Source organism: Cognatilysobacter lacus (assembly GCF_008274655.1).
Taxonomy (GTDB): Bacteria; Pseudomonadota; Gammaproteobacteria; order Xanthomonadales; family Xanthomonadaceae; genus Cognatilysobacter; species Cognatilysobacter lacus.
In genome coordinates, this window is record NZ_VTRV01000052.1 from 1 (window position 1) to 17,577 (window position 17,577).

Genomic DNA, 17,577 nt, shown 5'->3' on the forward strand with positions numbered 1-17,577 from the left:
ACGTGCGCACGCTGATCGTGAGCGGTCCGGGCGGGCTGCGGGCGCAGGCGCTGCGGGTCGCGGACCTCGCGAACGCGCGTGGTCTCACCGTCCGCATCGCCGGTCGCTGCGCAAGCGCATGCGCGCTCATGTGGGCAGCGGCGCACGTGCGCGAGATGACGTACGACTCGGGCCTCGGGCTCCACCGCAGCGGTCTGGACCCGGCGCTGGGGCTGCCCGATCAGGTGCGCACGACCGTCATGGCACGCAACGACCGCCAGACGGACGACGTGCTGCGTCGCGCGGGCTTCCCCGAGCGCGTTATCGCCACCGGCGCAGCCACGCCGGCCAGCTCGATGAGCTGGTTCAGCCCGTACGAACTCCGGACCGGCGGGGTGGCCTTCCAGCTGCTGGATACGTCGGGACACATCGCGTCGATCGATCAGCGTTCCGGACGGATCCTGCGCGGCGCGCTCGCGCACTGAGTCACTCGCCTTTCTATCCATCGCGATGAAGCGATATGATGGCGGCCTTCTTGCCAGCGGCCGCCCCATGGTCCCGATCAGCTTCGAGTTCTATCCGCCGAAGACGGCCGAGCAGCACGCACAGCTCGACCGGACGGTCGGCAAGCTGCGCGCCGAGAATCCGGAATACGTCAGCGTGACCTTCGGCGCGGGCGGCTCCACGCTCAGCCACACGCCCGAAACGATCCAGAAGCTGCGCGCAAGCGGCCTGGACTCGGCCCCGCACATCACCTGCATGGGCGGCTCCCGCGAGGAGATCCGCGGCCTGCTGAAGCTCTACCGCGCACTCGGCGCGAAGCGACTCGTCGCGCTGCGCGGCGACCTGCCGTCGGGCATGGTCAGCGCCGGCGAGCTGCGGTATGCCGACGAACTGGTGCAGTTCATCCGCGAGGAGACGGGCGACCATTTCCACGTCGAGGTCGCGGCGTACCCGGAAATGCATCCGCAGGCGCGCGACGCCCATGTCGACCTGCGCAATTTCGTGGGCAAGGTCCGCGCCGGCGCCAACGGAGCGATCACCCAGTATTTCTACAACGCGGACGCCTACTTCCGCTTCGTCGACGACGTGCGCCGCGCCGGCATCGACATCCCGATCGTGCCCGGCATCATGCCGATCCAGAACTTCAGCCAGATCCGCCGCTTTTCCGACCTGTGCGGCGCGGAAATCCCGCGCTGGGTGACGCAGCGGATGCTCGCGTACGGCGACGACGCCGACAGCGTGCGGGCGTTCGGCGCCGAAGTCGTCGCGCAGTTGTGCCGTCGCCTGGTCGAAGGCGGCGCACCGTCGCTGCACTTCTATACGTTGAATTTGTCGAAACCGACCATGAACGTTTTGGCCCAATTGCGCTGAAAACCGGCTTTTGTTGGCGACCGATTCAGTCTCGAGGCCTCGATCACACTTTTCCTTGACGAAGCGACGTCGAGCATTTCACGCACCGGTTCCCCGTAGGTGCGCGACATGAAAACCACTACTTCCCTGCTTACGTTCGCGCTCGGCCTCGGGCTGATGCTGCCCGCGTCCCAGGATGCACACGCGAGCCTGGGCGGCGTGCAGCACTGCCGCTCGGCGGATGGAACCAGCGTGTACACGGACAAGCCGTGCGCGTTCGTCGGGGCGGCTCCGGCATCGATGTCTTCAGACCTCAACATGCGGCTCGCCAGCGAGGCTTCGCGCGAGCCCGCCGCCTATTCGGACATGCCGGACTCGGACGCAACGCTTCCGCAACCGGCCGCAACGCGACGTTCGCTGGCATCGGGCTGCGCGCGATCGCCCACGCAGCTTGCGATGGACATCGAGGGCTCCCTCGCACTCGGCGACGTCAATCGCCTCGCCGAGAGCTGGCAGTGGGCCGGCATGACGCAGGCGCAGGCGCTGCCCGTCATGAAGCGACTGGAACAGCTGTCGCGTGCGCGCGTCCAGGGCGCGCACTACTACGACGCGCAGATGGGAATGGGGCTGCAGTTGGCGTCGGCCGGCAACGCGGCGGACGAAGGGCGCGCCGGCATCCTGCAGGTCAGCCTCGGCGGTGACACGCGATCGCGGTCGCTTGAACTGAACGTCGAGCGCTACGCGGGGTGCTATTTCGTGCACTTCTGACGCGTCGGAGGCGACGCGGGGCCGGCGGCGGCTTACCCTTCGGCACATGCCGCGTCGACTGCTGCTTGCACCCCTGCTGTTGTTCCTCGCCATGCCGCGCCTCGCGCCCGCGCAGGTGCGCCGCTGCGCAATGGCCGACGGCAGCACCGTGTTCACTGACCAGCGCTGCGACGTGATCGGCGCGGTCGAGCGCGCGGCGCCTGCGAACGCCGCTGCCGCGGCGCCACAGCTGCGCAGCTATCGCCCCGGCTGCCCCCGCACGCTGCGCGACCTGGCCTACGAGGTCTCGTCGTCGGTGGAAGCGCACGACGTGAATCGACTCGCGAGCGTCTACCTGTGGAACGGTATGGGCACCCGGGAGGGCTACAAGCTGATGGATCGGCTGCAGGCGGTGGTGGATCGCCCGCTCGTGGACATCCAGGCGGTCTGGCCGGGCGCGAGCGACGATCCCTACCCGGCAGCGGCACCCGCGGGCCCTCCCGTCGCGCTGCGGCTGGAGCAGACGTCGAGCCACGGCAGCACGCCGATGCACGCGGTGTTCGGGCTTCGCAAGCATCTCGATTGCTGGTGGATCGTCGAAGGCGGCGCGCCGCGTGCGCCCAGGCCTGCTCCAGCGGCGCCGGCGATCCCCACACAGGCGTCACCGCCCGCGGCGGTGCCTCCGCCCGCCGACTGACGGCCCGAAGCCACCGCATGGGACAATGCGCGCTTCAACCTTCCGGACGTCGCGCATGCACTACCCCGAATGGATCTGGCACAACGGCTCGATCAAACCCTGGGCCGAGGCCACCACCCATGTCATGTCGCATGCGCTTCACTACGGCTCGTCGGTGTTCGAAGGCATCCGCTGCTACGAGACGCCCAACGGCCCGGCCATCTTCCGCCTGACCGACCACAACCGCCGCCTGTTCGCTTCGGCACGCATCTACGACATGGTGCTGCCCTACTCGCTCGAGGAGATCAACGCGGCGTGCCGCGAAGTCATCCTGCGCAATGGCCTGACGCGCGCCTACCTGCGCCCGCTCGCCTATCGCGGCCTCGGTGGGTTCGGGCTGTCGGCCGAGACGCCGATCGACGTGTCGGTGGCCTCGTGGTTCATGGGTCCGTACCTCGGCGAAGGCGTGCTCGAGCAGGGCATCGACGCCTGCGTGTCCAGCTGGCAGCGTTTTGCGCCTAATACGATTCCCGCGGGTGCCAAGGCCGGCGGCAATTACCTGTCCGGCCAGCTGATCGCGCGCGAGGCGCGCCGGCTCGGCTTCGGCGAGGGCATCGCGCTGGCTTCCACCGGCCTGCTGAGCGAAGGCGCCGGGGAGAACCTGTTCCTCGTCTTCGAGGGCGCGCTGCACACCACCCCGATCAGCGCTGCCCTGCTCAACGGCATCACACGCAACACGATCATCTCGCTCGCCCGCGACGCCGGGATCCCGGTGGTCGAGCGCGACCTGCCGCGCGAATACCTGTACCTGTGCGACGAGCTCTTCATGTGCGGCACGGCCGCTGAAATCACTCCGATCCGTTCGGTGGACGGCCGCCAGGTCGGTGCCGGCAAGCCGGGCCCGGTGACGCGTCGCATCCAGGAACTGTTCTTCGGCCTGTTCGAAGGCGGCACGCCGGATCGCTACGGTTGGCTGGAGCCGCTCGAGGGTTGAGCCGACGTCGCGATACCAGGCATTGGAAAGGCCGACGCAATGCGTCGGCTTTTTTCTTGACCGGACGGATTGCAGCGCGCGACCTGGCGAGCTGCGGCGCAGCGTGTGGAGCGTCGCCTGCGGGCGAGCTCAGCGGACGCTGCAGGCAAGCGGTGGGTTCCACGCGGCTTCGGCGAACAGACGCATGCGTTTTCGCCGACGCACTCCAATCGCCGTTCGCGCCGCCGCCAGCAACCATCGACGTGTCAACGCGTCCCGCTGCAGCGCTTCAACCAAACGTCAGGGTCGCGACGACGCCGCGCACTGCACCCGGCGCCACGCGCACATCCCATCCGTACAGCTCGCACAGTCGCCGAACGATCGACAGGCCGATGCCGCCACCCTGCGAGTGACCCGCATGCGTGCCGCGATAACCCCGCTCGAACAGCCGCGCGGCATCCTCGGGGCTCAGGCCCGGACCGGAGTCGACCACCTCGACCGACTGCGGCAACAGCCGCACCACGACCTCGCCCTCCAGCGTGTACTTGACGGCGTTTCCGATCAGGTTGTTGAGCGCGACGGTCACCGCCGCCTCCGATGCATCCACCATCAGCCCGGCATTCCCCTCGACACGAAGTGCCACCGGCTTGCCGCCCAGCTGCGCGCGATGCGCATCGAGCAACTGCTCGGCCACGCGGGCGACATCGGTGGTGCCCTGCCCCCGCTCGTTGCGCGACAGCAACAACAGTGCGCTGATGAGGTCGGTGCACTGCTGCTCAGCTCGCTGGATGCGCATCAGGCGACTACGCGTCTTCTCGTCCAGATCCGATTTCGCCAGCAGCAGTTCGATCGCGCCGCGGATGACCGCCAGTGGCGTACGCAGCTCATGGCTGACGTCGGCGTTGAACTCCCGGTCGCGCTGGACCACCTCGGTCAGGCGTGCGCTGTAATCGTCCAGCGCCGCGGCCAGCTGCCCCACTTCGTCGTCGGCGAAGTCATTTGCCAGCGGCCCCGTGAGGCCGCTGCGCGAGCGCTTCAGCCGCTGGGCGAGCTCCAGTACCGGGCTCATCACGCGGGACGCGGACCACCAGCCGACGAGCAGCGAAAGGGCGGTGAACAGGATCACGACCACCGTCAGCTGTTCATTGAAGCGCTGCTTGGCGCGTTCGGATTGCGTGGTGTCGTAGGCGATGAAGAACCACGCCTTCTGCGTACGCCGCACCGCCAGCTTGTAGTGGAACGCGGTGCCGTCGGGATTCTTTCCGCCGAGCCCGTAGATCCCGTCGCTGAGCGATGCCCACTCCGGGAATTCCGTGCGGAGTCTTGCGCCGTTCGGCGCGAATACGAAGCCGCGTACCTGCTCGATGGGCGTGGAGGGATGCTTCGCAGGATCCGCGTAATAGCGACGAGCCAGCTCGTCGATATTGCGATTCAACACGTCGGACACGAGGGTGTCCTCGACGCGGTCGCGCACCTTGTTGGTCGCCACGACCATCAGCAACGTCAGGCTGAAGCCCAACAGCACGAAGCCGAGGATTATTCGGCTTCGCAATCGCCGGCGATAACGGGTTCGGGTGCGGGCGCGCGGTCGCGCGGACGGGCTGACGTCGGCCATCGTCGATGAGGTCGGGCGGAAGCGGCCAGTCTAGGCGGTCGCGCCGGCCGCAACGAGGCCGGCGCGATGCGTCCGGATCAGACGGTCATGCCTTCGGGCGCGGCGATGCGGTAACCGATGCCGTGCCGGGTCTGGATCAGAGGGTTGCCGAACGGCTTGTCGACGACGGCGCGCAGCCCGTGGATGTGCACGCGCAGCGAGTCGGAGTCCGGAAGCTCCTCGCCCCACACCCGCGTTTCGAGTTCCTGCCGCGTGACGACCGCCGGTGCCGCTTCCATCAGCGCCTGCAGGATCTTCAGCGCGGTCGGGTTGAGCTGCAGCAGCTTTCCGCCGCGGCGAACCTCGAGGGTGTCGAGGTTGTATTCGAGGTCGGCAACGTTGAGCACGCGCGTCTGCACGCCGCGGCCCCGGCGCGAAAGCGCCGCCAGGCGTACTTCGACTTCCTGCAGCGCGAACGGCTTGATCAGGTAATCGTCCGCGCCGGAATCGAAGCCGGCGAGCTTGTTGTCGAGGCTGTCGCGCGCGGTGAGCATCAGCACCGGCGTCTGCTTGCGCGCTTCGTTGCGCAGCTTGCGGCAGACCTCCAGGCCATCGAGGCCCGGCAGGTTGAGGTCGAGCACGATGGCGTCGAAGTCGTGCACCACCGCGAGGTGGAGCCCGGTGATGCCGTCGGCGGCGAAGTCGACGGTGTGGCCGCGGTCTTCGAGGAAATCGCCCAGGTTGGCGGCGATATCGGGGTTGTCCTCGATGACGAGAATTCGCATGGATGTTTCCTGGGGCTGGAGCCGGCTGCCGCCCACCGTCGCCGTCGAAGACGCGTGGGAGGAGCGGGGATCATGGGTGCGCATATGCATTTCTCGATTGTGTCAGACGGCTGTTCATGCACCGTGTTGACATCCGACCAACGGCACCAAAAAAAGTGCCCGGACACGAGTGCCCGGGCAAAAAGTGTTACCCCGATTACCGCGGCCCGCCGAGGAGCCACCCCGGGATGAGCTGCGGAACGGGCACGCTACGCTGGAAACCCTTAAACGATGGTTAAGGACTGAGCGGCTTTTTCGTTAACGTTCCGTTATTTCTTTCGCCGACCCCGAACTGCCTTAACGGGCGTGCATCCTCCTGCAACAAAGCGGACGATTTCGCCCGCAATGTCCTTTTTGGACGCAGTTTCGATGCCCTCGAGGCCGGGGGAGGCATTCACCTCCAGCACGAGCGGACCCCGGTCCGAACGGATCAGGTCGACGCCCGCAACCCCCAGCCCCAGCACCCGTGTCGCCCGGATCGCGACCTCGCACTCGTCGGCGCTCGGCTTCACCCCGACGGCCGTGCCGCCCCGGTGCAGGTTCGAGCGGAACTCGCCTGCGGGCGCCTGGCGACGCATCGCCGCGATCACCCGGTCGCCAACCACGAAGCAGCGCACGTCGGCGCCTTTCGCCTCCGCGATGAACTCCTGCACGATGAAGTTGGCGTACAGCCCGCGCAGCGCTTCGATGATGCCGCGCGACGCGGAGGGCTTCTCGGCGAGGATCACGCCCGTGCCCTGCGAACTCTCGGTGAGCTTGATGACGTGCGGCGACGCGCCGAGCAGGCGCAGCAGGTCTCCGGTGTCATCCGGGTTGTCGCCGAACACGGTGATCGGCATGTGGATCCCTTCGGCCGCGAGCAACTGGTGCGCGCGCAGCTTGTCCCGGGCGCGAAGGATGGCGTCGGACGGATTCGGCGTGCAGGTGCCCATGAGCTCGAACTGGCGCAGCACGGCGGTGCCGTAGCGCGTCACCGACGCTCCGATGCGCGGGATGACCGCATCCACTCCGGTGAGCGGGCGCCCCTTGTAGTGCATCGCGAAGTCGCCGCAGGCGATGCGCATGTAGCAGCGCAGCGGGTCGAGCACGCGCGCGGTATGGCCCTGCTCGCGCGCCGCCTCGACAAGCCGTCGCGTGGAGTAGAGCGAGGTGTTGCGCGACAGGATCGCGAGCTTCATGGAGGGCTCGTTGAGTTCGCCGGCCGGCGGTGCGCGCGGCCATGCAGGAAGGATCGTGCCGGATCGACGGTGAAGAGTCCGGACAGCGCCGTGCGTCCGACCAGCATCGCAAAGCGCATGCCACGACGATCGCTGAGGTTGATCTCCGCCATGCACTCCTCGCCCGCCAGCCGGAGGCGCGTTCGCAGGAACACGCGCAAGGTGCGATGACCGCCGGAGTCGACGACTTCGCGCTCGTCGTGCACGGGCGCCTGCAGTTGGACCACGCGGTTCGCGCCGGTATCCAGGCGGAATGCGACCCAGGGTGCGCCGCCTTCCGTTATGCGCCACTGCGCGTCGACGTGCAGCGCCGACGACCGTGCGCCCGTATCGATCTTGGCGCGCAGCGCGGACAGGTCGAGGTCGGGCAACGCGATCCATTCGCGCCAGCCGACGATGGTGCGAGGCAAGGTCGGGCTCAACTGGAAATCCCCGGGGCGCAAAAAGAAAAACGGCGACCAGTGTGGCGGGTCGCCGTTTGGATCATGTGGAGCGGGTGATGGGAATCGAACCCACGCTAGCAGCTTGGGAAGCTGCAGTTCTACCATTGAACTACACCCGCCGGCCCCGCAGTCTAGGCCGCGCGCGACCCGGTTGGCAACGCGCGCGGCGGTCGATCAGAAGCCGCTACCGACGGTGAGATAAACGGTCGCGTCGTTGCCGCCCTTCTGCATCTGCGTGAGGCTTGCACCGACGTCCGCATTCAGGCCGTACACCTTGGTGCGCGCGCCGAACTGCAGCGTGGCGTAGGTGTCGTCGAACTGGACGCCGGGTACCGCGTAGTCACCCGTGGTCGACAGCGACTGCGAACGCGCAAAGGCCTCGTCGGCCTGGTTCTGGAACTCGCGGTCGACGGTGAGGCGTGCATACGGGCTGACCGCGCCGCCATCGACGTGCGCCTGCCAGCCGACCTTGCCGATCAGCGAGTCGAACGACTGGTCGGGATAAGCGAGCGAGGTCGACAGCGTGGCCTGGTCTTCGGCGAAGCCGTCGACCTTGATGCGCTGCGACAGCACGCCGATCACCGGGCCGTGCTTGAACGCGCCGGCGCCGAACTCCCAGCCGCCTTCGGCGCCGAGCGTGAGCACGTTGCCGCTGGTGTCGCCGTGGTGGATCCGCTCGGCGCGGCCGAGCTCGACGCGGCGGTCGAGGTTGTAATTGGTGCGGCTGTAGCTCAGCTGGCCGTCGACCCACGCCGCGCCGCTGCGCCAGCCCATGTAGCCGCCGAGGGTCGCGTCGCGCTGGTCGAACGAACCGGTGCGCTTGCCCCAGTCGAACGAGCTGCGACCGAACCCGGCGAAACCGCCGTAGACGAGGCTGCCGGACTTCCAGTCGACGCCGGCGGTCAGCGACGGGCCCGCGCCGTCATACATGTCGCCATTGCCGTAACGCTGGAAATCGCCGCGGGCGTTCGCCCACCAGCGCATGCCCTCGCCATCGGCCATCGAACGGGCCATCGCTTCGCCACCGACGACCTCGGCGCGGGCACGGTTGATCACCGACGTGGTGTGCGTCAGCAGCTGGACCTGGCGCGGCGCCTCGAGGATCGAGATCGCGTAGTCGCCCAGGATTTCGTGACCCGCCAGCGACGGATGCACGCCGTCGGCGAACAGGTACGTGTAAGGCGCGCTCGGGTTCACGTAGGTGGTCGGATTGCAGGTCAGCGAGGACGCGGTGATCTGCGGCTGGCAGGCCGTGCCGGTGACGTTGGTGATGCCGAACTGCGACGGATTGGCGATCACTTCGTTGAGCAGGTGGAACGTATCGAGCGGGATGACGCGCACGCCGGCCGACGCGAGGCCGCCGAACAGTGCGTTGTTGTAGCTGTTGGACAGCGCGCTCGACTGCGCGACGACTGCCGGGCCCTGGGCACGCGACGCCGGGGTCGCGCCGAGGTCGGGAAGCGTCGGCACGATGATGTAGCGCGCGCCGGCAGCGGTGAGCTGCTTGACGATGCCGATCTCGCTGGTCACCGCGCCCGCGACGATCGCGTTGGCCGTGGTCGGCGTGGCCGCGAACAGGTCGTTCGCGCCGCCCCACACCGTATACAACGCGTTGGAATCAGCGCGGCCGCCGTTGTTGGCGAGGTAGGCATTGACCTGCGTCTGCAGCGACGGCACCGCGCCGAACGGGCTCGGGTTGGTCACGCCGACGCGTGCGCCGCCGACCGCGAAGTCGGTACCGGCCGGGTTCTGCACGGTGCTGTTGGCGCCGTAGTACGGGTTGGCCGAGGTGCCGTAGAAGTCGGCCAGGTACTCGGCCCAGATCAGGCCCGGGTTGGTGGTGAAGCGGCCCGCGATCGCGGCCGACGGGCCGGCGGCCTGGATCAGGGCCGGGCGGAATGCGCCGGTGTCGGTGAGCGAATCGCCGAAGAAGATGGTCTGGGAATAGGTCTGGGCGAAGGCGGGCATCGCGGCGAGCGCGAGCGCGGCAGCCAGCGCGGTACGGACAGGTTTCATGCGTTGCGTCCTTGAAAACGTTGGGAAACCGCCGGCGTACGCGGGCGGATGGCGGCATCGAACCACGTGAAGGACTCGTTAGCAAGCGGCATCCGGCACGGTCCGGCAACCCGGCAGCCCCTTCAGGCTGAAGGCGTCAGCAGCGACAATGCCGGCCATGGAACCCATGCTCCGACTGCTGCTCAACGGCGAGCCCCGCGCCCTTCCCGCCGGCGCCGACGTCCTCACCCTCCTGCAGGCGGAGGGGCTGGCCACGCGCCGGGTCGCGGTCGAGGTCAACGGCGAGATCATTCCGCGCAGCCGGCATGCCGGCCACGGCCTCGCCGAGGGCGACCGGGTCGAGATCGTGCACGCGCTCGGGGGTGGCTGAGGTGGCGTCGCCCCGGAACCGGCTGCACGCCTCGCAGGCGGGCGGCGCGACGATGCGATAATCGCCTGATGACCGATTTCGCATCGACCGATCCGCTCGTCATAGCGGGCACCTCCTATTCATCGCGCCTGCTTACCGGCACGGGCAAGTTCGCCGACCTCGAGCAGACGCGCCTTGCGACCGAAGCGGCGGGGGCGCAGATCGTCACAGTCGCGATCCGCCGCACCAACATCGGCCAGAACCCCGGCGAGCCCAACCTGCTCGACGCCCTGCCGCCCGACCGCTACACGATCCTTCCGAACACCGCCGGTTGTTACACCGCCGACGACGCCGTACGCACCTGCCGGCTCGCGCGCGAACTGCTGGACGGCCACACGCTCGTGAAGCTCGAGGTCCTTGGCGACCAGCGCACGCTTTACCCGGACGTGGTCGCCACGCTCGCCGCGGCGGAGACGCTCGTCCGCGACGGCTTCCACGTGATGGTCTACACCTCCGATGACCCCATCCTGGCCAAACGCCTGGAAGAAATCGGCTGCGTGGCGGTGATGCCGCTGGCCGCGCCGATCGGTTCGGGCCTGGGCATCCAGAACCGCTACAACCTGATCGAGATCATCGAGAACGCGAAGGTCCCGATCATCGTCGACGCCGGCGTTGGCACCGCATCCGATGCGAGCATCGCGATGGAACTCGGCTGCGACGGGGTGCTGATGAACACCGCGATCGCCGGGGCGAAGGACCCCGTGCTGATGGCGCATGCGATGAAGCTCGCCGTCGAGGCCGGCCGCGCCGCCTTCAAGGCGGGCCGCATTCCGCGCAAGCGCTTCGCGAGCGCGTCCTCGCCCGTGGACGGGCTCATCGGCTGATGGCGGACCCGCACGTTCCGCAGGCCAAGCCCTTCACCATCGAGGAAGGCAATCGCAGGATCCGCAGCTTCGTGCTGCGACAGGGCCGCTTCACCGACGCGCAGCAACGCGCCTTCGACGAACTGTGGCCGCGCTACGGGCTCGAGTACACCGGCACCCCGCGCGATTTCGACGCCGCGTTCGGTCGCACCGCACCGCGCATCCTCGAAGTCGGATTCGGCAACGGCGAGGCGCTGCGGTACGCGACCCAGCAGGACCCGGCGCGCGACTACATCGGCATCGAGGTGCATGCGCCGGGCGTGGGCCGGCTTCTCAATGCGCTGGCGTCGGACGACGCGCAAAACGTGAAGCTCTACCACCACGACGCCGTCGAGGTGCTGGAAAACGAGATCGCCGACGCGTCGCTGCAGGAAGTGCGTATCTACTTCCCGGATCCGTGGCACAAGAAGCGCCACAACAAGCGTCGCCTCGTGCAGCCCGGGATCGCCGGCCTGCTGGTTCGCAAGCTCGCGCCGGGCGGTCTGCTGCACCTGGCGACCGACTGGCAGGACTATGCCGAGCACATGTGGGACGTGCTCGACGCGACTCCCGGCATCCGTAACCGCGCCGGCCCGCGCGGCCATCTTCCACGCCCCGCGTGGCGCCCCGAGACGCACTTCGAAGCGCGTGGCCTGAAACTCGGCCACGGCGTCTGGGATCTCCTGTACGACCGCGTGGAATGACGCAGGCCCTCGCCCTCGCCCGCGCCTGCCCCGCTCACCGCGCATTCCGCGCGCGTGCCGCCTGAGCGATGGACGACACCGCGCTTCCGCTGACGCAGGACATGGTGGTGGTGCTGGCGATCGCCGGCTTCACCATGGTGATGTTCCTCTTCGAGCGCGTGCGCGCCGACGTCGTCGCGCTGGTGGTGCTGGTGCTGCTCGGACTGACCGGGCTCGTGGATCCTGACGCGCTGTTCGGCGGCTTCTCCGGTAACGCCGTGATCTGCGTGATGTCCACGATGATCCTCGGCGCGGGCCTCGATCGAACCGGCGCGTTGAATCGGCTCGCCGGCTGGCTACTGCGCAGGGCGCATGGCGACGAGCGCCGCTTGCTGCTGCTCGCCACCGCAGCGGCCGGCGTCAATTCGCCGCTCATGCAGAACCCGTCGATCATGGCGCTGTACATGCCCGTCGCGGCGCGCCTGTCATCGCGCACCGGCCTGCCGCTGTCGCGCTTCCTGCTTCCGATCGCGGCGGCCATCGTGATGGGCGGCGGCCTGACGATGGTCGGCAACACGCCGCTGATCCTGCTCAACGACCTGCTGCTGGCGGCGAACGCGAACCTGCCGTCGGGCGCCGGCAGCCTGAAGCCGCTGCGCATGTTCGCGCCGATGCCGATCGGCTTCGCGCTGCTCGGCTCGTCGCTCGCCTACTTCTATTTCTATGGCTACAAGCGCCTGCCGGATTCCGAAGGCAAAGGCGCGACGCCCGGCCGCACCCAGAGCTACTTCGCGCAGGCGTATGGCATCGACGGCGACGTCTACGAGCTCGATGTCGATCCGGAGAGCCGCGTCGCCGGGCTCACGGTGGCGGAAGCTGAAGCGCTGCCTGGGGCGCCTTCGTTGCTCGCGCTCAAGAACGGTGACGACGTCCGCGTCGCGCCGCCCGCCGACTCGCGCATCGCCGCCGGCAGCGCACTGGGCGTGATGGGCTCGGAGCAGGCCGTCCGCGATTTCGCGCAACTGCAGTTCCTGCGCGTAGGCGGGCGGTTGCGCGCATTCGCCGACATCTTCAATCCGGCGCGATCGGGCATTTCGGAAGCCGTGGTACCCGCCACTTCACGCTACATCGGACGCACCGCGGCCGAGCTTCAATTGCGCCGGCGCTACGGCCTGAGCCTTCTGGCGATCAATCGCGACAAGGACGTCATCCGCGAGGACGTCCGCAACGTCGGCCTTCGCGCCGGCGACATGCTGGTGCTGCACAGCCTGTGGTCCGAGCTGGCGGCGGTGAACCGCGAGCGCGACCTGGTCATCGTCACCGACTATCCCAAGGCCAAGCAGCGACCGCACAAGCTGAAGGCGGCGCTGGTGATCTTCGCGGTGACCATGATGCTGGCGCTCTCGTCGCGCCTGCCCGTGTCGATCGCGCTGATGGCGGGCGTGGTCGGAATGCTGCTGGCCGGAGTGATCGACATCGACGAGGCCTATGCATCGATCAGCTGGAAGACGGTGTTCCTGATGGCCTGCCTGATTCCCCTGGGTTGGGCCATGGATTCCAGCGGCGCGGCGGCGTGGCTCGCGGGGCACGCGATCGCGATGGTGCCGCACTGGATGCCGAACTGGCTGATCCAGCTGGCCATCGCATGCGGCACGGCGGCGTTCTCGATCGCGATCGGCAACGTCGGCGCCACGATCGTGGTGGTGCCGCTGGCGATCAACCTCGCCCTCGCGTCCGGCGGCAACCCGACCGCGTTCGCGCTCATCGTTGCCGTGTCGGCGTCCAACAACTTCATGACGCCGTCCAACGCGATCATTTCGATGATTACGGGCCCCGGCGGTTACACCTCGCGCGACCTGTGGCGGATCGGCGGGCCGCTGGCGCTGGTCTATGCGCTGGTGACGGTGGCCATCGTCAACCTGATGTTCTGAGCGCGCCGCGACCGTTCGTCGGGAACGCGCCGCGCGATGTCGAAATCGGCCCCGCCCATCCGTCGTATCCCATGAAGGCGCGGCATCCGGCCCGCCGCGGGGAGACAACCATGCGTGTGCTCGTCATCGTGAAGGCCACCGCCGCCTCCGAAGCCGGGGTGATGCCTGGCACCGAACTCATCGAGGCGATGGACCGGTTCAACCAGGAACTCCTGCAGGCCGGCGTGCTGCTGGCGGCCGAGGGGCTCAAGCCGTCGTCGAGCGGTTCGCGGGTGCGCTTCTCGGGAACGTCGCGCAGTGTCGTGGATGGCCCGTTCGCGGAGGCGCATGAACTGGTCGCGGGCTTCTGGCTCTGGCAGGTGCGCTCGATGGACGAAGCAATCGAGTGGGCACGCCGCTGCCCGAATCCGCATGCCGACGGCGGCGAACTGGAAATCCGCCCGGTCTTCGAAGCGGACGATTTCGCCGATGCGATGACACCCGCGCAGCGCGAAAGCGAAGCCCGCAAGCGCGCACAGCTTGCAGACAACTGATATCCCCCACAACAGACACAGGATGACGACATGCAACTGGTGGCCTACCTCGCGTTCGACGGCAACTGCCGCGAAGCGTTCAACTTTTACCGCGACGCCCTCGGCGGCGACATCGTCTACGTGACCACCGTGGGCGAATCGCCCATGTGCCCGGACGCACCGCCCGAAGCGCGCGATCGCATCATGCACATCCACCTGCAGAACGGCGCGGCGGCACTGATGGGCGCTGACATCCAGCTCGGCGGCGGACAGGACACGGCGGCCGGCACCTGCGTCAACGTGATGGTCGACACCGCCGAGGAGGCCGAGGCGATCTGGGCGAAGCTGGCGGTCGGCGCCGACGTGCGCATGCCGCTGGCGCAGACGTTCTGGTCGGCGCGCTTCGGCATGCTCACCGATCGCTTCGGCAAGCCGTGGATGATCAACTGCCATCCCGCCGAGGCCTGAGGCGTCCGTGATGCCGCACAAACTCTTCGTGAGCCTGCCCATCGCCGACGTTGCGCGGAGCCAGAAATTCTTCGCCGCGCTCGGCCTGGCGTTCAATCCCCGGTTCACCGGCGCAAATGCCGTGTGCCTCGCCCTCAATGAACAGGTCGAGGTGATGCTGGTGGCGCGCGACTTCTACCAGACGCTGACGCCGAAGCCGGTGGGCGATCCGCAGGCGTGGTCGCAGGCGCTGCTGGCGCTGTGCTTCGATTCGCGCGAGCAGGTCGATGCGGTGCACGGCGCCGCGCTCGCAGCCGGCGCGACGAACGGTGGCGACACGGACGACTACGGCTTCATGTACCAGAAGGGGTTCAACGACCTCGACGGCCATCAATGGGCTGTGACCTGGATGGACGAATCGCAGATGCCGGCACCCGACGCCTGATCGCATGAGGCCTGATGTGTCCCGCCCGCTGGAAACGGTGTGGCGAATGGAATCGCCGCGCCTGGTCGCCCGCGTCGCCCGGATGACGGGCGATGTCGGGATCGCGGAGGAGCTCGTGCAGGACGTGCTGGTGCAGGCGCTGCAGCGCTGGCCCTTGGACGGCGTTCCGAAAAACGCGGCCGCGTGGTTGATGACCGCCGCCCGGCATCGCGCGATCGACCACCTTCGCCAGCGTGCGCTGCACGGTGAGCGCCAGCGCGAGTTCGCGGTCGAAATCGAGTTGCAGGACGCATCGCTCGACGGAGGGCCGGAGATGCAGGCGGACGACGACATCGGGGACGACCTGCTTCGGCTGGTCTTCGTGGCGTGCCATCCCGTGTTGCCGGTCGATGCGCGCGTGGCGCTGACCCTGCGCCTGCTTGGTGGGCTCAGCGTTGCGGAGATCGCACGCGCATTCCTGACCCGCGAAGCGACGATCTCGCAACGCATCGTGCGTGCCAAGCAGACGCTGCGCGACGCCCGGGTGCCCTTCGAAGTCCCCCGTCGAGATGCGTTTGGCGAGCGGCTCGACGCGGTCCTGCAGGTGATCTACCTCGTCTTCAACGAAGGCTACGCGGCGACGGCGGGTGAGGATCTCGTGCGCCCCGCGCTGTGCGAGGACGCGATGCGGCTCGGTCGCGTGCTTGCGGGGCTGATGCCTCGGGAGGCCGAAGTGCATGGCCTGGTCGCGCTGATGGAGTTGCAGGCGTCGCGCCTGCACGCACGAACCGATGCCGCCGGCGAAGCGATCCTGCTCACGCAGCAGGACCGTCGCCGCTGGGACAGGTCCCTGATCCTGCACGGGTTGGCGGCGCTCGACCGTTCGATCGCGCTCGGCGGCGAGTCGGGCGCGTACACGCTGCAGGCGGCGATCGCCGCCTGCCACGCACGCGCGGCCAGCGCCGACGCGACGGACTGGGCGCGCATCGCCCTACTCTATGCGCGCCTGTCCGAGCTGACGGGCTCACCGGTCGTCGAACTCAACCGCGCAGTCGCCGAGTCCATGGCGTCCGGGCCCGCCGTCGCGCTGGAGCGTGTCGACCGGCTGGTGCGCGAGGACTCGCTGGATGGCTACGCATTGCTGCCCGCCGTGCGCGGTGACCTGCTCGATCGCCTCGGGCGCCCGGACGAGGCGCGACGGGACTTCGAGCGCGCCGCATCCCTGTCGCGAAATGCGCGGGAGCAACGCGTGCTGCTCGGCCGCGCGGCGCGGTGCGTGGCGACGTGACAACGACGACTGCGGCGGGCAGCATGGCCGTCTCTCCCGACCCGGCGTCCCCATGCAGTTCATGTTGCTCGTTTACATCGACGATGCGCGCCTGGCCGAACTGCCGGACGGCGAATTCGATCGGCACATGCGCGAGTGCCTGGTGAGCGCCGACGCGCTGCGCGCCGAAGGCCGACTGCTCGACTCGCAGCAGCTGGAGCCACCGTCGACCGCACGCGCCGTGCGTCATCGCGACGGCGCGGTGCGCATCAGCGACGGGCCGTTCGCGGAGACCAAGGAATTCCTCGCCGGCTTCAACCTGATCGAGGCGGCGGACCTCGACGAAGCCGTGGGCATCGCCGAGGCGATGCCGTGGACGCGCTACGGCGCGATCGAGGTTCGTGCCGTGCGCGACATTGACGCCGTGCGGCGGCGCGTCGGGGCCGGTGCGTCGGAGACGTGAGCGATCCGCTCCACGCACACGCGATCACGCCAGTCGCACCTGCCCCTCTTCGACGCGGACCGCAACGCGACGCAGCGATTCGCCCCGGCACGGCCCAGCGACGCATTCGCCTGATGGCAGGTCGAACGACGCGCCGTGCGCGGCGCACACCAGCCGCCCCTCGCGGCTGAGCAGGAACTTCCCGGGCGACCAGTCGAGCCGGCGGCCTGCATGCGGGCACACGTTGAGGAAGACCTCGACCCGTTCCCCGGCGCGCACGACGATCAGCGACTCGGCCTCGCCGTCGATCGACGCCTCCACTTCCACCGGCTGCATCTCCGGCAGCGCGTCCACTCGGGCGAGCACATCGTTCATCGGATTAACGCTTCCCTCACACGACGGCAGGAGCGTCGCCGGATACTCCAACGCTCGCAGGCCATACAGTTTCTCATGCGACCCAACTTCCTGTTCCGCGTCATCGACCTCTCCTCGCGCTTCGAGCGTCCGCTGCGCGGCGCCGCGCGCGCCGTGCTGGAACCGCGGAAGCCGCGGCACCGCGTGCTTCGCGTGCTGCTGGCGGTAACGGGCCTGGCACTGCTGGGCGTGTTCATCGTCGCCGCGATCACGGATCGGATCGACGGCCAATTGGCTCGGAAGTACGGTCTGGTCACCGATTTCGGCAAACTCATGGACCCGATCGCGGACAAGGCACTGATCGGCGCCGCGCTGATCGGTCTTTCGGTTCTCGGTGACCTGTCGTGGTGGGTGACCGGAGTGATCATCGCCAGAGAACTCGGT

20 protein-coding genes, 1 tRNA gene and 1 pseudogene are annotated in these 17,577 nt (G+C 68.3%); 15 read left to right on the forward strand and 7 right to left on the reverse strand.

Translation table 11 applies throughout. The features are described from left to right. From FW784_RS14300 to FW784_RS06565, 5 genes and pseudogenes are all read left to right on the forward strand, one after another. Positions 1-464 (forward strand): annotated as a pseudogene (locus tag FW784_RS14300) (hypothetical protein); the annotation flags it as partial. A 67-nt stretch (positions 465-531) separates the two neighbouring features. After that, positions 532-1,353: a methylenetetrahydrofolate reductase [NAD(P)H] gene (gene metF / locus FW784_RS06550; RefSeq protein WP_149352570.1), complete on the forward strand. Its 822-nt coding sequence runs from the start codon at positions 532-534 to the stop codon at positions 1,351-1,353. 108 nt (positions 1,354-1,461) lie between these two features. After that, on the forward strand, positions 1,462-2,100 hold the full coding sequence (locus FW784_RS06555) for a hypothetical protein (RefSeq protein WP_149352555.1): 639 nt from the start codon (positions 1,462-1,464) through the stop codon (positions 2,098-2,100). Positions 2,101-2,146: 46 nt separating this feature from the next. Beyond that, positions 2,147-2,776, forward strand: coding sequence for a hypothetical protein (locus tag FW784_RS06560; protein WP_149352556.1), 630 nt, complete (start codon positions 2,147-2,149; stop codon positions 2,774-2,776). 55 nt (positions 2,777-2,831) lie between these two features. Next, positions 2,832-3,749, forward strand: coding sequence for a branched-chain amino acid transaminase (locus FW784_RS06565; RefSeq protein ID WP_149352557.1), 918 nt, complete (start codon positions 2,832-2,834; stop codon positions 3,747-3,749). Positions 3,750-4,017: 268 nt separating this feature from the next. Here the strand turns inward: FW784_RS06565 and FW784_RS06570 are convergent, their stop codons facing one another. The 6 genes from FW784_RS06570 to FW784_RS06595 all read right to left on the reverse strand — a co-directional run bounded on the left by FW784_RS06570 (position 4,018) and on the right by FW784_RS06595 (position 9,801). After that, on the reverse strand, positions 4,018-5,343 hold the full coding sequence (locus FW784_RS06570; protein ID WP_149352558.1) for a sensor histidine kinase: 1,326 nt from the start codon (positions 5,341-5,343) through the stop codon (positions 4,018-4,020). Positions 5,344-5,420: 77 nt separating this feature from the next. Beyond that, on the reverse strand, positions 5,421-6,107 hold the full coding sequence (locus FW784_RS06575; protein WP_149352559.1) for a response regulator transcription factor: 687 nt from the start codon (positions 6,105-6,107) through the stop codon (positions 5,421-5,423). Between the two features lie 308 nt (positions 6,108-6,415). Continuing rightward, a complete protein-coding gene (gene rimK, locus FW784_RS06580) occupies positions 6,416-7,324 on the reverse strand; it encodes a 30S ribosomal protein S6--L-glutamate ligase (RefSeq protein ID WP_149352560.1) in 909 nt (302 codons plus the stop codon). Continuing rightward, positions 7,321-7,773 carry an ATP-dependent zinc protease family protein gene (locus FW784_RS06585; protein WP_187770706.1) on the reverse strand — a complete coding sequence of 151 codons (453 nt, stop codon included), beginning with the start codon at positions 7,771-7,773 and terminating at the stop codon, positions 7,321-7,323. The genes rimK and FW784_RS06585 overlap by 4 nt, the downstream gene beginning before the upstream one ends. A gap of 78 nt (positions 7,774-7,851) precedes the next feature. Continuing rightward, a tRNA-Gly gene (locus FW784_RS06590) sits at positions 7,852-7,925 on the reverse strand. Positions 7,926-7,980: 55 nt separating this feature from the next. Then, on the reverse strand, positions 7,981-9,801 hold the full coding sequence (locus tag FW784_RS06595) for an autotransporter domain-containing protein (protein WP_187770707.1): 1,821 nt from the start codon (positions 9,799-9,801) through the stop codon (positions 7,981-7,983). Between the two features lie 187 nt (positions 9,802-9,988). On the opposite strand from FW784_RS06595, the gene thiS reads away from it, so the two are divergent. The 9 genes from thiS to FW784_RS06640 all read left to right on the forward strand — a co-directional run bounded on the left by thiS (position 9,989) and on the right by FW784_RS06640 (position 16,800). Beyond that, positions 9,989-10,192 (forward strand): sulfur carrier protein ThiS, encoded by a 204-nt coding sequence (thiS, locus tag FW784_RS06600; RefSeq protein WP_149352572.1) that lies wholly within the window; start codon positions 9,989-9,991, stop codon positions 10,190-10,192. Positions 10,193-10,260: 68 nt separating this feature from the next. Beyond that, positions 10,261-11,055: a thiazole synthase gene (locus FW784_RS06605; RefSeq protein ID WP_149352562.1), complete on the forward strand. Its 795-nt coding sequence runs from the start codon at positions 10,261-10,263 to the stop codon at positions 11,053-11,055. Next, the gene (gene trmB, locus FW784_RS06610) at positions 11,055-11,777 is read left to right on the forward strand and encodes a tRNA (guanosine(46)-N7)-methyltransferase TrmB (RefSeq protein ID WP_149352563.1); all 723 of its coding nucleotides are present in this window, start codon (positions 11,055-11,057) and stop codon (positions 11,775-11,777) included. Before FW784_RS06605 ends, trmB begins: the two co-directional genes overlap by 1 nt. A gap of 68 nt (positions 11,778-11,845) precedes the next feature. After that, positions 11,846-13,687, forward strand: a complete 1,842-nt coding sequence (locus FW784_RS06615; RefSeq protein WP_149352564.1) for an SLC13 family permease — start codon at positions 11,846-11,848, stop codon at positions 13,685-13,687. A gap of 110 nt (positions 13,688-13,797) precedes the next feature. Continuing rightward, the gene (locus FW784_RS06620; RefSeq protein ID WP_149352573.1) at positions 13,798-14,220 is read left to right on the forward strand and encodes a YciI family protein; all 423 of its coding nucleotides are present in this window, start codon (positions 13,798-13,800) and stop codon (positions 14,218-14,220) included. Between the two features lie 30 nt (positions 14,221-14,250). Continuing rightward, positions 14,251-14,667 (forward strand): VOC family protein, encoded by a 417-nt coding sequence (locus tag FW784_RS06625; RefSeq protein ID WP_149352565.1) that lies wholly within the window; start codon positions 14,251-14,253, stop codon positions 14,665-14,667. Positions 14,668-14,677: 10 nt separating this feature from the next. Then, entirely contained in the window at positions 14,678-15,091 is a 414-nt protein-coding gene (locus tag FW784_RS06630) for a VOC family protein (RefSeq protein WP_149352566.1), read from the forward strand. Positions 15,092-15,137: 46 nt separating this feature from the next. Next, the gene (locus FW784_RS06635) at positions 15,138-16,358 is read left to right on the forward strand and encodes an RNA polymerase sigma factor (protein WP_235893601.1); all 1,221 of its coding nucleotides are present in this window, start codon (positions 15,138-15,140) and stop codon (positions 16,356-16,358) included. A gap of 52 nt (positions 16,359-16,410) precedes the next feature. Beyond that, positions 16,411-16,800, forward strand: coding sequence for a YciI family protein (locus FW784_RS06640; RefSeq protein WP_149352568.1), 390 nt, complete (start codon positions 16,411-16,413; stop codon positions 16,798-16,800). A 24-nt stretch (positions 16,801-16,824) separates the two neighbouring features. Here the strand turns inward: FW784_RS06640 and FW784_RS06645 are convergent, their stop codons facing one another. Continuing rightward, positions 16,825-17,154 carry a Rieske (2Fe-2S) protein gene (locus FW784_RS06645; protein ID WP_149352569.1) on the reverse strand — a complete coding sequence of 110 codons (330 nt, stop codon included), beginning with the start codon at positions 17,152-17,154 and terminating at the stop codon, positions 16,825-16,827. Between the two features lie 183 nt (positions 17,155-17,337). Between FW784_RS06645 and FW784_RS14625 the strand changes: the two genes are divergently transcribed. After that, positions 17,338-17,577 (forward strand): CDP-alcohol phosphatidyltransferase family protein (locus FW784_RS14625; RefSeq protein WP_235893602.1); only part of this gene is annotated, 240 nt, incomplete at its 3' end.